The sequence below is a fragment of the Paenarthrobacter ureafaciens genome (genome assembly GCF_004028095.1).
In the GTDB taxonomy this organism is placed as follows: Bacteria; Actinomycetota; Actinomycetes; order Actinomycetales; family Micrococcaceae; genus Arthrobacter; species Arthrobacter ureafaciens.
Genome location: NZ_SBHM01000007.1, coordinates 275,465 through 290,499, shown reverse-complemented (window position 1 = coordinate 290,499; position 15,035 = coordinate 275,465). Strand labels below are relative to the sequence as shown.

Genomic DNA, 15,035 nt, shown 5'->3' with positions numbered 1-15,035 from the left:
GCCCGACTCTTCGAGGACGATCGTAAGCAAGGGTGATGAGTCGGCCATCTATGTCCTAGTGAATCGAGGGTGCGGGACGGGCGCCGAACTGTCTGTGCATTTTGTGGCGCCCGTGACTGAAAGCACGAAGGAACTCGCCAGTCCCCCAAGATGCGCAGTCAGCCTCGATTATACGTCATGTCGATGTTCGCTCCCTTGCCCAGCACGTTTCCCACGTAAAGGTGTGATCTGGAATACGCTTTGCCTAATCATTCCGTGGTCTAGGCCGAAGATAGGCTGCACCTGTTCACCCGACCTTCATTCACTGTTAGACGCCGCTACAGACTGCTTTGGGACTCTTTCCTCATAACCAAGCGATGAAGGGAAAGAAGATGCGAATTTTCCAAATCGGTGATCACTTCCCGTGGGAACTGTTGAGTGTCAGTGAGGAGTGCTCGGGCTCGTCGATGGGCCGGGGCAAGAAAGTCCTGTGTTCGCTCGCGAGCGAACATGATGGCCACCACGTCGCCGTGGACGCAGCATCGCGCCCGGAACTTGCGGGCACCGCCGCTGGGGGTGACCTCGTGGACTTCTGGGAGGAAGCCGCGTTGTCAAGCTTGACTGTTGTGCGGACTTGGCCGGCAGCTTGAAGCTAACAAGTGCGCTTCTTACCCGGCGCGCCCGCTTCGGATCCGATTGGTCGGCCGTCACGACTGGCGTATTCATTGATGAGGAGAGGCTGGCCGGACGTTGCTAGTCTAAGGGATGGTGCTCGACCACGACTCACATAGGGCGCACCGGCAATTTCGGGAGCCAACGCTCTGGATCAACGCGAACGCACGGTTTAGGTCGATGACAGCGCCCCGCTGTCATCGGCATAACGCGTCTTAGTTGTTCCAGGGGGTTCTGGCATGTGGAAGGAACCAGCCATCAAATCAATGCTGTCGAGGCTCCGCGGCCTCAGTGTCCAGGTGCAAGATCAAATTTCCAAGCCTCACGTCATAGCGGAATCGTTGCCGACCGTTTCTGATGACCCGGACGAGGTGTTTGGGGACCCGGCAGTGGACATGACTTTCGACTTCGCGGACACGTGCGCTTTACCGGATGGAGGCAGCACTCGTAAACCTCAAGTGGCGACTATTCTTGGCCCTCTGTCTCAGCAGCTGTGGTCCTATGAGTGGGACTGTGTCGCGGTACAGCCCGATACATGGCGAAAAACTTTGGATAGTGCTCAAGTATCGCTGCTCTTTGTCGAATCCTCCTGGCTGGAGACCAATGGCGCTTGGGCGAGCTCGCCCGGAAGCCCGACCGCTCGCCGACAACTCCTAACCAACATTATTCAGTGGTGCCGATCAAAGGGCATCCCGGCGGTGTATTGGTCACGGGACAGCCGGCCGAATCATGTAGACCTCACCCACGCGGTGGACGTGTTCGACAAGATATTTATGACAGACGGAGCGCTCCTTAAGGAGTACGGGGCACGCTTCGGCGATGAGCGATTCGAAGCCTTGGGATACGCGGCCCAGCCGCGGCTTCATAACCCTGTCAGGCTGCGGGGCCAGCATCAGAACCGGGGCATCGGGATAGTTGAGCGAACAGGTGCCAAATTGGCAGATACTGGTGTTGGATACCTCGTTGATGGGGCCAGCGACACTGCCGGCAAGTGGGGAACTACCCTCGAAACATTCTTTGAGCAGGGCCCGGACAGTGCGGTGTCCTTGGAAGTATCAGATGCAGTGGCAAACCTGCCTTATGAAAAGGTACTCACCGCCTATAAAGCGTTAAAGTGCCTTCTCTCATCAAACCCGCGCGAGATCATCGAGGCGACCGCTGTCGGAACCCCAGTGGTTGTTCCGGCCGGTACCGACTGTCTCGTACCGGTCGAGGAACTGCTCATCACGGAAGTCCATGACCAGGTTGATGCGGCCAACGCTACCCGTGCCCTCATTCGAAGCCGGGAATTACGCGATCGTGCCGTCCACTTGGGCCAGCGGAAAATCTGGCAGGGTCATACATACGCTCATCGGGCGGCGCAGGTCCTGGAATGCAGCGGCGTCCACTCCCGACCTCTTAATGGTCGCAGTATGACGGAGGTACCGCAGGTGTCTGCTATAGTCCCCACGATCAGGCCAGAACGGATCAGCGACGTACTAACGACGATTGGCCAACAGGCAGGTGTCGACATTGAGCTGGTTCTTTTGGCCCACGGGTTTGAGCCGGACGAGCATCAACTTCGAGTCGAGGCCGCTGACAAGGGCCTCGAAAACTTGGTCGTCCTCCAGCAGTCTCGATCGACGCCACTAGGAGCTTGTCTAAATTTGGCGATTTCAGCATCGTCGGGGACATACATTGCAAAAATCGATGATGACGATCTTTACGGCGCCAATTACATGCAGGACCAGGCCGCCGCGCACCGCTTTTCCGGAGCTGCCGTCACAGGCAAGCGGGCCCACTACATGCACCTTGGGGAAAGCAACGCAACCCTCCTGCGTTTTGCCGAGTTTGAACACCGCTTCACTGATTTCATTATGGGTCCCACGATATTTGCCACGCGCGAACTCCTCAGGGAGATTCCATTTGAGGAGTTGAACCGCGGCGAAGATTCGGAGTTTCTTAGGGCCGTCGTTAGGTCTGGGGGGAGCATTTACTCCTCCGACCGCTTCAACTTCGTACAGATGAGGTCTGGAGCGGGCTCAGAACATACTTGGTCCGCAAGTGAACGCGAGCTTTTGGCTACCGGAGAAGTCGTATCGTTCGGGCTCAACGAGCAGCACATGATGTTCTGAGCCGCGCAGCCCACGCATCAAATTATCGTTTGCCTACGTCTCATCAAGAGAGCTCGTTTCAGCCTTCAATCTTGGGGGTATGTGGGTGTTATGGAAAATTTGAATGAGGGCGACGTCGTCTCGCCGGATTTACTGAGCGTCACCATCAATTGCAGGTCCAGCACCGAGATAGGTAGTCAGACGTACACGTGTTCCCTGCAGGGGGAGCATGACGGGCTTCATTTGGCGGTGGATATACGGCCACTTCCGGCGGTATCCGGCGTCGATTCTTCACTTCCCGTGGAAGACCCAGTAGAACCCGCCAGCGACCCTGATGAACTTGTCGTCGTGAAGCGCTGGGCCTAAGCCCGAAGGCCGAAAATGCTGCCGAACTTCTCCTTATCAGGTCATCTGCTCACTTAGTGCTGGTCATGCCATCCAGTGAGTTGTTCGAAGATAGGAACGTCTTCAGCAGTGAGATTCCAGAATTGTTCGGTGGTCTCAATGCTGCTTGCGTCTGGCTTATACGCAGGTTTCGCCATAGAGAGGTGGGGGCGTTCCCAGGCCACATCTTTCCGGACGACCTGAGCAGGTGCTCCCACTGCGATGACATTATTGGGAATCGGCCCCGTAACAAGGCTTCGGAATCCAATGACTGAACCGTCCCCAACCCGCGCCCCGGCAAGAGCAACCGATTGGGCACCGAACCATACGTGGTTGCCGATGATGACATCCTTGGCGGGGTTGATGCGTCGGCCGGTCTTTACGTCGAAGATGGGATGGCCATCGTCGGTTCGGAACTGGTTACTGCTGGCGACCAGAACATCGTCGCCGAAACTGACAGTGGCTCCTTCGACGGCGGTCACCACGGGCATGCTGGTGGTAGTGAAATCGCGGCCAATCTTCACGGTCGCGTCTTCTCCTATACGAGCGTTCAAGCTAAAGGGACTCCGGCGGCTGGGACCTATGATCAAGGTCCCGTTGTCACAGTCGAAAACTACGCGGAGCGCAGCGATGCGAGCCCCCTTGGCAACCATAATGCGATTGTTGCGCCCTCGAAAAGTGACCTGGATATCGGTCTCGATCTCGTCGGGGCACTGGACCATGTTTCCCGACTCATCCGTATAGTCAACCAGCGAGGTAAGTTTCTTCACAGAGTGAAAGCGTACCGGGCATCCGCCCGGAGTTATTAATTGCCGTCACTGAGAGCGTCCTTGGGGCTCTGCGCTAACGAGATTCACCTGACCACGGGTCTTGTTACGCGAAGTCTGCAATTCTCGTGCCGACACCCAGCAGTTGGGCTACGGCAGCGATGGTCCGCTCGGCAGCTTTGCCGTCGCCGTAGGGGTTAACGGCGTTGGCCATGGCGTCGAAGGCGTCCTGCTGATTGAGAAGGCGGTCCACCTCTTTGACGATCGTTTCCTCGTCGGTTCCAATGAGCGCAACGGTTCCGGCGTGCACCGCTTCTGGACGTTCAGTGTTATCACGCATCACCAAAACAGGCTTGCCAAGACTGGGGGCCTCTTCCTGGACTCCGCCGGAGTCAGTGAGGACGATGTGGGCCACAGAAAGCAGGCGCGTGAATTCGCCGTAGGCCAAAGGTTCCGTCACCAGAACATTCTCCTTACCTTCCAGCGCAGGCAGAACGGCTTCGCGAACCGCAGGGTTCTTGTGTGCCGGCAAAAGCATCGTGTCGCCTTGGTTCTCACGACGGTGGGTGGTCACCAGGAGAATCCGCCGGCCGCTTGTAGCGAGCTCCTCAAGCTGCGGATCTCTGAACGGGATCTCCTTGTCGACGGTGGTGAGCAGGGCATCAATCACGGAATTACCGGTGACTACGATGTCCTCTTCTGCGATACCTTCCGAAAGCAGGTTGGCTTTGCTGGTGCTTGTCGGTGCCAAGTGGAGGCTGGCGATCTGGCTTGTGATTTTGCGGTTGGCCTCCTCGGGGAACGGAGAGAAAAGGTCACCGCTTCGGAGACCAGCCTCAACGTGGACCACCGGGATGCCGTGGTAGAAGGCGGCAATGGCGCCGGCCGTGGAAGTGGTGGTGTCACCTTGGACAATGACGGCGTCCGGCTTCTTTTCCGCGAAGAGCTCGTCCAGACCATCGATGGTCCGGGTCATGATGGCGGAGAGGGACTGCCGCTGCTGGAGGATGTTTAGGTCATGGTCCGGTTCGATGCCAAAGAGTTCGTTGACTTGGTCCAACATCTCGCGGTGTTGACCCGTAACAGTCACGATGCAGTCGAACTCAGCAGATTCTTTGAAAGCACTGACAATCGGAGCCATCTTGATGGCTTCGGGACGGGTGCCGAAGATTGGCATGACGCTGGGCATGGATTTCCCCCGGAGTTACTTTGAGTGACTCTTGATGCTACCTTGCCGCGATTGTCAGCCCGAATAGGTCACTGGGACTGCGTCGGTCTACTGTCCAAAGATCAAGGTCAGGGCGAGAACGGGGATGGTCACTGAGACAAGGACCACGATTGCCAAGGCAATTCTCCGTTTACGCTGCAGCGCTGCCTCTTCAGCTGAGACAGCGAAGTCATCGTGCTGAGCTTTCGGCGTCTGTCCCGTGACCGGTTGAGCCACTGCAAGGATCGCACGCCCATCGGCTTGGCCCTTCGTCCGGACTGCTGGGAGGAGGCGGGCCTGGGCTGTCGCTCCGAGCATCTGGGAGGCTGGGAGCTCGGCCCGGAGACGCCGCTTGCGGAGGTGCCGCGGAGCTGGCAGTACGGCTGCCGTTTGCCGGATTTCGTCCGTCACGTCGCACTCCTCAGCTATGGCGAATCAATCAGTACCATCACCAATTCTTGCACCAGAGCTATTGGTCGCGACAATCTCGGGTGCTGCTGGTGGCCCCGAGTGCGGCGCCACCAGCAGCACAAGCGTTACCCGCGATCGGAGTACAGGGCGTCGTTCTTGACGCCCGATCCATTCACGACGTCGATGAAATAATGCTTACCGATTCCCAGCGAGGTGTTGCCCAACTTAGCGGTGACGGACTCCAAGAGTGGGTTGATGCCGAGCTGCTTGCCGTAGGACGGGTTGTAGTTCGATGCGGTGACGGTCTTGTCTTGCACCCTGCCGTTGGTGTCCGTCCACTGAACCCTGATCGTGCCGCCGCTGAGGTTGTGGCCGGTGACCAGAACATCGCCGTTCCCGTAGAAGATGGAATCAGTGATGAGAGGCGTCGTACCGCCCGACTTGAGCCGATCAAGCATGGGGGTCCACGTTCCTGTGCAGGTGAAGTACGGATCCCACATGAATGAGATGACCTTCACCGGGGTGTTTCCCAGTTGTTGCACCTGCTTGTCGATTCTTGCCTTAGTGGTCTGTCCACGAGTGCTGTTGTTGCAGGGGTTCTGCGAAGTTAACGGAGCCATGCCCTCCAGGTTTGCCCACAGTTGGGCGTTCGTTCCGCGTACGCCTTCGGACAACGCCCAGAAGTAGTCCCTGGTGGGTGCCAGGTACTTGCTGCTCCAGGTGCCGCTGCCGACGATCGATGCCGCAAACGAGTCCACGTTGTTTTTGCTCTCGCTTGAGAAGAACGATCCGCCCTTGCCGGTGCCCATTCCATCCTGCACGGCAATCGCCATCTTGACGCCGTTTGAGGTCTTTGCGATCTTGTTGGCCGCATTGCGGGCCTGGCTGACCGTCACCCGACCCGAGAACGCCGACCGTGAGTCAATGTAGGGACTGACCACGGCTGTCCGCCCTGGTTGGTATTGGGCAATCCTGGAGTTCTGCATTCGGTACAGGCTGAGCACGGGTTCCCAGACCGCCCCGTCACTCAGCGGCATCTCCGTGTGGTGGTAGAAGCCCGCCAACCCTGGCACGTTGTTTACGTTTGATTGGTAGATCAGGAAGCGCGCAGTGAAGAGCGACAACGTGGCCTGGTACGACAGATCCGGGAGGTAGGTGACGTCAGTGCGATTGATGGGCGCAGGAAGGCCTGCGTAGTACTTCATTCCCAAATCAGTGGCCGCTTTCCCGACAGACACCGAAAGAGAGTTGGTTCCGCCGTTGATGACCACCACGTCGTAGGTTCCGCTTGGTGAATTGCATCCACTGCCTTCGACCGGCAAAACCATGATCGTGTAGACAACGGAGCCAGCTGTGACTGTCTTGTCCCTGGCACAAATGAAGGACTTTGCACCCCACGAGCTGCCATCTGAATAGGTGAAATACCTCTTCACCTTCACTCCTGAGGCTGCCGCTGTCGCGCAGTTGACCCCGGAGATTTTGCAGTCAGTTGGAATGGTGGAGAGAGTGGCTGGTTTCAAGCGCGAACCGAAGGTGATGACGGTGTCGCCGCCAACGGACTTGATATCAGTCAACTTCTTGATGTTTGCGGCGTCGCTGGTGCTTCCGTAAATGAAGTAGCCGCTGATCGGATATACCGGGGTAACGGCTGCGCGCGCCGGCTGCCCGTGAAGGAACCCCAGGAGAAGGGCAGACGCGGCCAAGGCGGCAGCGATGAAGTGACGGGCTCTTTGAGACGGAGGGCTGAATGACTCGGCTCTATATACGGCCACGGCGGATCCTTGGACTCGTAGGGCTGAGACCTTGGACCTATGCCAAAAAGAATGACTGCAGGGGTGGCAAAACTCAATGGTTTTACGGGATCCTTCAAGGTCCGGAAAAACTATTCGAAAGCCTGTGAATATTTGACTTCGCCTTCCAACCCGGTCAGGACGACGTGACAAGACCGGTCACCGCATTCAGCGCCCCGAGTCACACTCCGGCTGCATCCAGACGTCCAACAACCCGCCCGTTTCCACCACAAAACGGTCCAACCAAGCCCCGGCCGTCATGTCCGGTTCGGAGCCCACCATCTGCACATCCGCGGCCACGCATTGGTGCATCAGGGTGCCGGCGCGCATCACGTGATAATCGGAGGTGACCACCGTGATGGACTTCCAGTCGTACTTCACAGCGAGGCCCGCGACGGCGTCCGCTTCACCGCGCGTGTTGAGCGGCTCCGAGCGGAAGCATAGGAGATCCGGATCTCCTTTGCTCTCGCGGCACAAAGCATCGCCTTCGAGGTTGCCGGACAGCCCGGTGGTGGACACCACCAGCACGGGTATGTCCAAGTCCTGCTGTAGATCCTGGGCAACAGGCAAGCGCTCACGGCTCAGGCCACCCAGCACCACAATTGCGTCGGTGCGATGCGGGGACGCCTGGGGAGGGTTGGCGAAGAACTGGATCGCCAGAAGCAGCCAGAAAACAAAAGCCGCAGCAGCCGCCACAAGAAGCCGCGTTAGGACACGGGGCAGCGCGGCTGTTTTTGTGGGCACGGGGACAGTTTAGGGATACAAACTCGGCCTTTCCTGACAGCCAGCCGCCATGATCGGAACCTACCTCGTATCCACGTCCTCAAAAACAAGGAAAGTCTGCGTATCCAGCACGCCGTCCATGGACTGGAGTTGGTCGAAGATCACACGGCGCAGGTGAATGTTGTCCGTCGCCCGGACCAGGAGAATCACGTCAAAGTCACCACCCACCAGAGCGATGTGGTACACCTCCGGAATAGCGCGCAACTGCTCCTTGAGCTCGCGCCAGGAATGCTGCTGCACCTTCAACGTGACGTAGGCGGAGGATCTCAAGCCGGCCTTGATCGGATCCACCAAGGCCGTGAACTTGGTGATCACCCCTTCGCCGGTGAGCCGGGCGAGGCGGGAATATGCGTGGGCCCGGCTGATGTGGACGTTTTCGGCTACTTGGGTGATGGACATGCGCCCGTCCGTGGTCAGCTCCCGGATGATGTCCCGGTCCACGCTGTCCAGGGGGACGGCGGTCTGCTCCGCCTCGGCCTCGCTCATGGCACTCCAATTCGTCTACAGCAGCGGCTCGTAACCCAGCTCACATTTACAATTCGTCTTTCAGAATAGCCCTTCTGGACAACCTCTTCCATGATTCTGTCCAAAGCTGGATACGAAACATCCCGGAGGAACATACTGGAAGAACATAGTGCCCAGAGAAGGACGGACCAATGACGATCCATGCAGACCGCCCTGTGCCGGAAACGGCGGTGGAAGACCAGGCTGCTGACGTGCGGAGGAAATTCGGCATCAGCGTCGAGGATTACATGCTTCCCGCCCGTCACCAGATCCAGATGGTGAACCCCGACGGAACCCTCCGCTCCAAAGAGGAGCAGGGCACCGAACCCGGCCACGAGTACCCCACCCCGGACGATGCCGAACTGCTGGCAGCTTACGAGCGCCTCGTCGTCGGGCGTCGAGTCAACGACCAGAACTCCGCTCTGGTCCGGCAGGGCCGCATGGCCGTCTACCCCTCAAGCCACGGCCAGGAAGCCTGCCAAGTGGCCGCTGCCATGTGCCTCAGCGAAGGTGACTGGCTGTTCCCCACCTACCGTGACGCCGTCGCCGTCATGACCCGGGGCGTTGACCCCGTGGAAGTCATGACCATCTTCCGCGGCGACTGGCACGGCGGCTACGACCCCAAGGAACACAACGTCGGCATCCAATGCACGCCGCTCACCACCCAGCTCCTGCACGCCGTGGGTGTTGCGCACGCTGCGAAGCTGCGCGGCGAGAACACGGTAGTCATGGCCATGTGCGGCGACGGTGCCACCAGCGAGGGTGACTTCCACGAAGCCCTCAACTTCGCGGCAGTCTTCCACCTGCCCGTCATCTTCTTCGTGCAGAACAACAAGTACGCCATCTCCGTCCCGTTGAGCCACCAGTCGGTGGCACCGTCGCTGGCGCACAAAGCAGTCGGTTACGGCATGGCCGGTGAGCGCGTGGACGGCAACGACCTCGTGGCCCTGCTGGCCGTCATGGACCGCGCCGTGAAGCTGGCCCGCGAAGGTTCGGGACCACTGCTCATCGAAGCGCACACCTACCGCATGCAGGCACACACCAACGCCGACGATGCCACCCGCTACCGGCCGGAAAGTGAAGTTGCCGAGTGGCAGGCCAAGGACCCGCTGACGCGCATGAAGGCCTACCTGACGGACAAGGGCCTGTTGGACGACGACGCCAACAGCCGAATTGCCGATCACGCGGAAGCCGTGGCAACCCAGCTCCGGGAAGGACTGGGCGAGGACGTTCCCGTCCAGCCGATGGACCTCTTCAAGTACGTCTTCTCCAAGCCAACGCCGCAGCTCAAGGAACAGTCCGAGCTGCTCGCAGACGAACTCGCCCGCGAGGAGGGTGCAAAATGACCGTGACCACTTCCGCGAACGGAAACGTCAGCGCCGCCACCGCCAGCGCGGCAGCATCCGCCGCGGCCACTGCGGAAGCAGCTGGACCCCAATCGATCACCATGGCCAAGGCACTCAACACCGCCATGGCCGACGCCATGCGCGCCGACTCCTCCGTCCTCGTCTTCGGTGAAGACGTCGGAAGGCTGGGTGGCGTCTTCCGCATCACCGACAGCCTCATGGCCGAATTCGGCGAAGAGCGCTGCTTCGATACACCGCTGGCCGAGTCCGGCATCGTGGGCATGGCAGTCGGCATGGCCATCAACGGCATGCGGCCCGTCATCGAGATGCAGTTCGACGCCTTCGCCTACCCGGCCTTCGAGCAGATCGTCAGCCACGTAGCCAAGATGCACAACCGCACCAAGGGCAAGCTCAAGATGCCCATGGTCATCCGGGTGCCCTACGCCGGCGGCATCGGGGGAGTGGAGCACCACTGCGATTCCTCCGAGTCCTACTACGCCCACACGGCCGGGCTGAAGGTCTACACCCCCGCCACCGTGGCCGACGGTTACCGGATGCTGCGCGAAGCCATCGACTCCGATGATCCCGTGATGTTCATGGAGCCCAAGAAGCTCTACTGGTCCAAGGACCTGGTGGACCTGGATGCGCTCAGGGCAGAGCACGACGCCGGAACCTCCACCGAGGGCCGCGCCGCCGTCGCGCGTCCAGGCACTGACGCGACGCTGATCGCCTATGGCCCGTCGGTCCCCACCGCGCTCGCAGCCGCTGCGGCCGCCGCCGAAGAGGGTCGGTCCCTGGAAGTCATCGACGTCCGCACCATCGTTCCCTTCGACGACGAGACCGTCTGCGCGTCAGTACGAAAGACGGGACGCGCCGTCGTGATCGCCGAAGCGCACGGCTTCGCATCCGTGTCCTCCGAGATCGTGGCCCGCGTGCAGGAACGGGCGTTCCACTATCTGGCCGCGCCCATCCGCCGCGTCACCGGCTTTGACGTTCCGTTCCCGTCTCCCAAGTTGGAGCATTACTACCTGCCCAGCGTCGACCGCATCCTCGACGCCGTAGACGACCTTCAGTGGGAGGACTGACCATGAGCTCAGAACTGCAAGTGTTCCGCCTGCCGGACCTCGGCGAAGGCCTCACCGAGGCCGAGCTCGTGAACTGGCTGGTTGCCGTTGGTGACCAGATCAAGGTGGACCAGCCGATCGCCGAAGTCGAAACCGCCAAATCCATGGTTGAGGTGCCCTCGCCGTACGCGGGCACGGTTGCCGAGCTGCACGGCCAGGCAGGCGAGACGCTCGACGTCGGCAAGCCGTTGATCTCGATCGCCCCCGCCGGTGCCGCTCCGGCTGAGCCCAAGGCTCCTGCTGCCACCGAAGACGCCGTTTCCACCGGTGTTGTCACCGACCCGGCGGCATCCGCCGCTGCCGAGACGTACCGGACCGAGGAGAAAGCCGGCTCCGGGAACGTCCTCATCGGGTACGGGACGCCCGGTGGCGCTACCGGAGGCCGCACCCGTCCACGGAAGGGGAGCGTCGCGGTCGTTGATGCTGCCGCTGCGGAGGCTCCTGTTGCCGCTCCGGAAGCTCCCATGGAACCGGCCGTTGCCGGGACGCGCATTCCCGGAAAGCTCAGCGCCGTGATCTCGCCGTTGGTCCGGAAAATGGCGCGTGATCACGGGGTATCGCTGGAGGCTATCAACGGTTCAGGTGCCAGCGGCCTGATCATGCGCCGCGATGTTGAGGCAGCGATTTCAGCTCCTGAGGCACCGGCCGCAGCTTCGGCTCCTGCTCAGGCTCCTGCCGAGGCTGCTGCTCCGGCTGCAGCTTCAGGTGACGTTGATGGGCGTACAGGGCTTGCCGTTTCCGCCCGCACCCCGGTGCGCGGCGTGCGGAAGGCCGTCGCAGCCAACATGACCAAAAGCCGCACGGAGATCCCTGAGGCCACAGTGTGGGTGGACGTGGATGCCACCGCGCTGCTGGACATGCGGGCCGAGCTGAAGAAGCGCTCGCCGCACGATACCCCCGGGCTGCTGGCATTCATCGCTCGTTTTGTCACGGCCGGGTTAAAAAAGTACCCGGCCCTCAACACGCGGTTCGAAACCTGGGCCGACGGCTCGCAGGAAATCGTCGGGTTCGAAGGCATCAACCTCGGCTTCGCGGCACAGACAGATCGGGGATTGGTTGTCCCGTCCGTCCGCAACGCGCATCAGCTCAGCGCCCGCGAACTGGACGCAGAGATCCGGCGACTCACCGTCGTCGCGCGCGAAGGGAAGGCGACGCCCACCGAACTCGGCTCAGGCACCTTCACCTTGAACAACTACGGAGTGTTCGGTGTGGACGGCTCCGCGGCCATCATTAACTACCCCGAAGTGGCGATGCTCGGCGTGGGCCGGATCATCGACAGGCCCTGGGTGGTAAACGGTGAGCTTGCCGTCCGGAAGGTCGCCGAGCTGACCCTCGCGTTCGACCACCGGGTCTGCGATGGAGAGACGGCCGCCGGCTTCCTCCGGTACGTGGCGGACTGCATCGAGAATCCCGGCGGGGCGCTCGCGGATATGTAGCGGATGGCCGGCGTCAACAGGCGCCGGCCACTATGCATCCCGTGTCTAAGTCAATCCCTTTGTTAGCGCTGCGAACCGTCGAGCTGCTTCGGCGCGCTTGTCGATTGGATCTGCTCGGAACAATAGAATGGCTCGTTCAATCAGATTGAACAAGCAATGTTATTGAACACTTGCGTCGCCCCGTTCAATCACGCAGCAGTTATCTGCCTACAATTCGGTGGGGGTCAGCTGGTGGTCTCCAATCTGCCCGCGATCGGCCGCCATGGTTTGTCGCGCTGTCCCGAGGATGCCGAATCATGGTCACGACCCCCGCCAAGCAATCACTGAGGTTTATGGGGATGGCCACGGCCACGCTCCTTTTGGCGGGCGGGTTGGCCGGTGGGTTTGCCGTCTACCCGGCTCTGGCCGATGACGGAGACATTCTTCCGGCCGCACCGCAGGCGCTGCAGCCTGCCGCCGAGGTGAAGACCGACCAATTCATTGTTGGTATCAAAGACAACACCGTTCAAGCGGTCAAAGCCGCAGTGGAAGAAGCCGCGGGCAATGCGGCATCAAAACTGGGTGTAGCCGCAAAGGGCCTCCGGGACACGGCCGCCGGCGGACACGTCGTCAAGCTTGATGAGCCGCTTTCGGCAGTCGAAGCCGAGCAGTTCGTGCAATCCCTGCGGCTTGATCCGGACGTCGCCTATGCCGAGCCGGACACGGTCATGCAGATCGCTGCTGCACCGAATGACACGTATTTCAACGAACAGTGGAACCTGTGGGAGAGCCCGGGCGGGATCCGCGCTACAGGTGCCTGGGACTACACCCGCGGCGAGGGCGTTGTAGTCGCCGTAGTGGATACCGGCATCACGCAGCACCCCGATCTGGATGCCAACGTACTCCCGGGGTACGACATGATCGCCAACGCAGCCGACGCGCGCGACGGGAACGGCCGGGATCCCGATCCCACTGACATGGGTGACTGGGCTCCGGCAGATGAATGCGCGGTAGACAGCCCGGCCGAAAAATCTTCCTGGCACGGCACTCACGTGGCGGGAACCATTGCAGCGGCGGGAAATAACAACCGAGGCGTCACTGGCGTGGCTCCCGGAGCGAAGATCCTTCCCGTCAGGGCGATATCCTTCTGCGGCGGCTACACATCCGATATTGCCGATTCCATCGTCTGGGCTGCCGGTGGCGTGGTGGCGGGCGTGCCGGTCAACCCCAACCCGGCGAAAGTCATCAACCTGAGCATCGGTGGCGTCAGCACCTGTTCTGCCACCTACCAAAACGCAATCAATTTCGCTCACAATGCAGGGGCTGCCGTGGTGGTGGCGGTTGGTAACTCGAACAAGCCTGCAGCCAACTTCAGCCCTGCAAACTGCGAAAATGTCATTGCAGTTGGAGCCAGCGACAGGGCTGGTGCCCGGGCGTACTACTCCAACTACGGGAGTAACGTAGACCTCACAGCGCCCGGGGGTGACATGAGAACGGACGCTTTGAGCGGCATTCTGTCCACCTACAACACCGGTACCACCGGAAAGTCGGAGCCCGCCTACGCCTTCGTGCAGGGGACTTCCATGGCTGCCCCGCACGTGTCCGGTGTTGCCGCTCTCCTGATCTCTGCGCAAGGGGGCTCCCTGGCTCCGGCTACTGTGGAGCAGCAACTCAAAGACAGTGCCCGCCCCCTTCCCGGCGGTTGCACCGGAGGATGTGGAGCCGGGCTGGTGGATGCCGCGGCAGCCCTGATTGCCTACGATGGCAACCTTCCGGTGGCTCCTTCGCCGGCCAGCAAGATCACCGACTTCAATGGCGACGGTAAGGCCGACGTGTTGGCCCGCGACACTGCCGGTGCGTTGTGGCTGTACCCGGGTAATGGTTCCGGTGGCTGGCTTGCTGCCAGGCAGATTGGATCGGGTTGGAACGTCATGACAGCCATCGAGGCTCCGGGCGACTTCAACGGGGACGGCAAAGCTGATGTCATCGCCCGTGATTCCAAGGGTGCGTTGTGGCTGTACCCGGGGAACGGTTCCGGTGGTTGGCTTGCTGCCAGGCAGATTGGTTCGGGCTGGAACGTCATGTCCGCCATTGAAGCTCCTGGTGATTTCAACGGAGATGGTAAAGCCGATGTCATCGCCCGTGACGGTAACGGCGTCCTCTGGCTATACCCGGGCAATGGTAGCGGTGGTTGGCTTGCCGCCAAGCAGATCGGCTGGGGGTGGAATGTCATGACTGCCATCGACGGCCCGGGCGACTTTAACGGTGACGGCAACGCCGACGTCCTGGCACGAAACTCGTCCGGAGGGCTTCTGCTGTACCCGGGAAACGGGGCCGGTGGCTGGCTTGCTGCCAAGCAGATCGGTTGGGGTTGGGATGTCATGACTGCCATTGAAGGGCCGGGGGACTTCAACGGTGATGGCCAGATGGATGTGCTTGCACGGAATGCTTCCGGCAACTTGTTCCTTTACGAGGGCTACGGTTCGAACGGATTCTTCCGCTCATACCAGGTCGGTTCGGGCTGGAACATCATCAACGCCATCCTGTAGACCGCAAGGTC

Annotated in this window: 12 protein-coding genes; 6 read left to right on the top strand and 6 right to left on the bottom strand. The window is 60.6% G+C overall.

Annotated elements, in window-relative coordinates; genetic code table 11:
• Nucleotides 1–371 precede the first annotated feature (371 nt).
• Nucleotides 372–629, top strand: a complete 258-nt coding sequence (locus AUR_RS05575) for a hypothetical protein (protein ID WP_062097713.1) — start codon at nucleotides 372–374, stop codon at nucleotides 627–629.
• 771 nt (nucleotides 630–1,400) lie between these two features.
• A complete protein-coding gene (locus AUR_RS05570) occupies nucleotides 1,401–2,765 on the top strand; it encodes a glycosyltransferase family protein (protein WP_164888662.1) in 1,365 nt (454 codons plus the stop codon).
• A gap of 398 nt (nucleotides 2,766–3,163) precedes the next feature.
• Here the strand turns inward: AUR_RS05570 and AUR_RS05565 are convergent, their stop codons facing one another.
• The 6 genes from AUR_RS05565 to AUR_RS05540 form a co-directional block, all read right to left on the bottom strand.
• On the bottom strand, nucleotides 3,164–3,898 hold the full coding sequence (locus AUR_RS05565) for an acyltransferase (protein ID WP_128397074.1): 735 nt from the start codon (nucleotides 3,896–3,898) through the stop codon (nucleotides 3,164–3,166).
• Nucleotides 3,899–4,001: 103 nt separating this feature from the next.
• Nucleotides 4,002–5,084, bottom strand: coding sequence for a non-hydrolyzing UDP-N-acetylglucosamine 2-epimerase (gene wecB / locus AUR_RS05560; protein ID WP_062097707.1), 1,083 nt, complete (start codon nucleotides 5,082–5,084; stop codon nucleotides 4,002–4,004).
• A gap of 87 nt (nucleotides 5,085–5,171) precedes the next feature.
• On the bottom strand, nucleotides 5,172–5,513 hold the full coding sequence (locus AUR_RS05555; RefSeq protein WP_062097705.1) for a hypothetical protein: 342 nt from the start codon (nucleotides 5,511–5,513) through the stop codon (nucleotides 5,172–5,174).
• 125 nt (nucleotides 5,514–5,638) lie between these two features.
• Nucleotides 5,639–7,285 carry a hypothetical protein gene (locus AUR_RS05550; protein ID WP_128397073.1) on the bottom strand — a complete coding sequence of 549 codons (1,647 nt, stop codon included), beginning with the start codon at nucleotides 7,283–7,285 and terminating at the stop codon, nucleotides 5,639–5,641.
• A 186-nt stretch (nucleotides 7,286–7,471) separates the two neighbouring features.
• Nucleotides 7,472–8,047 carry a YdcF family protein gene (locus tag AUR_RS05545; protein ID WP_241650867.1) on the bottom strand — a complete coding sequence of 192 codons (576 nt, stop codon included), beginning with the start codon at nucleotides 8,045–8,047 and terminating at the stop codon, nucleotides 7,472–7,474.
• Nucleotides 8,048–8,107: 60 nt separating this feature from the next.
• The gene (locus AUR_RS05540) at nucleotides 8,108–8,572 is read right to left on the bottom strand and encodes an Lrp/AsnC family transcriptional regulator (protein ID WP_021472251.1); all 465 of its coding nucleotides are present in this window, start codon (nucleotides 8,570–8,572) and stop codon (nucleotides 8,108–8,110) included.
• A 170-nt stretch (nucleotides 8,573–8,742) separates the two neighbouring features.
• On the opposite strand from AUR_RS05540, the gene pdhA reads away from it, so the two are divergent.
• From pdhA to AUR_RS05520, 4 genes are all read left to right on the top strand, one after another.
• Entirely contained in the window at nucleotides 8,743–9,936 is a 1,194-nt protein-coding gene (pdhA, locus tag AUR_RS05535; protein ID WP_062097701.1) for a pyruvate dehydrogenase (acetyl-transferring) E1 component subunit alpha, read from the top strand.
• The gene (locus AUR_RS05530) at nucleotides 9,933–11,021 is read left to right on the top strand and encodes an alpha-ketoacid dehydrogenase subunit beta (RefSeq protein WP_062097699.1); all 1,089 of its coding nucleotides are present in this window, start codon (nucleotides 9,933–9,935) and stop codon (nucleotides 11,019–11,021) included. Before pdhA ends, AUR_RS05530 begins: the two co-directional genes overlap by 4 nt.
• A gap of 2 nt (nucleotides 11,022–11,023) precedes the next feature.
• Nucleotides 11,024–12,496 (top strand): dihydrolipoamide acetyltransferase family protein, encoded by a 1,473-nt coding sequence (locus AUR_RS05525; protein ID WP_062097697.1) that lies wholly within the window; start codon nucleotides 11,024–11,026, stop codon nucleotides 12,494–12,496.
• Between the two features lie 296 nt (nucleotides 12,497–12,792).
• Nucleotides 12,793–15,024 carry a S8 family serine peptidase gene (locus AUR_RS05520; protein WP_241650866.1) on the top strand — a complete coding sequence of 744 codons (2,232 nt, stop codon included), beginning with the start codon at nucleotides 12,793–12,795 and terminating at the stop codon, nucleotides 15,022–15,024.
• The last annotated feature ends 11 nt before the right edge of the window (nucleotides 15,025–15,035 follow it).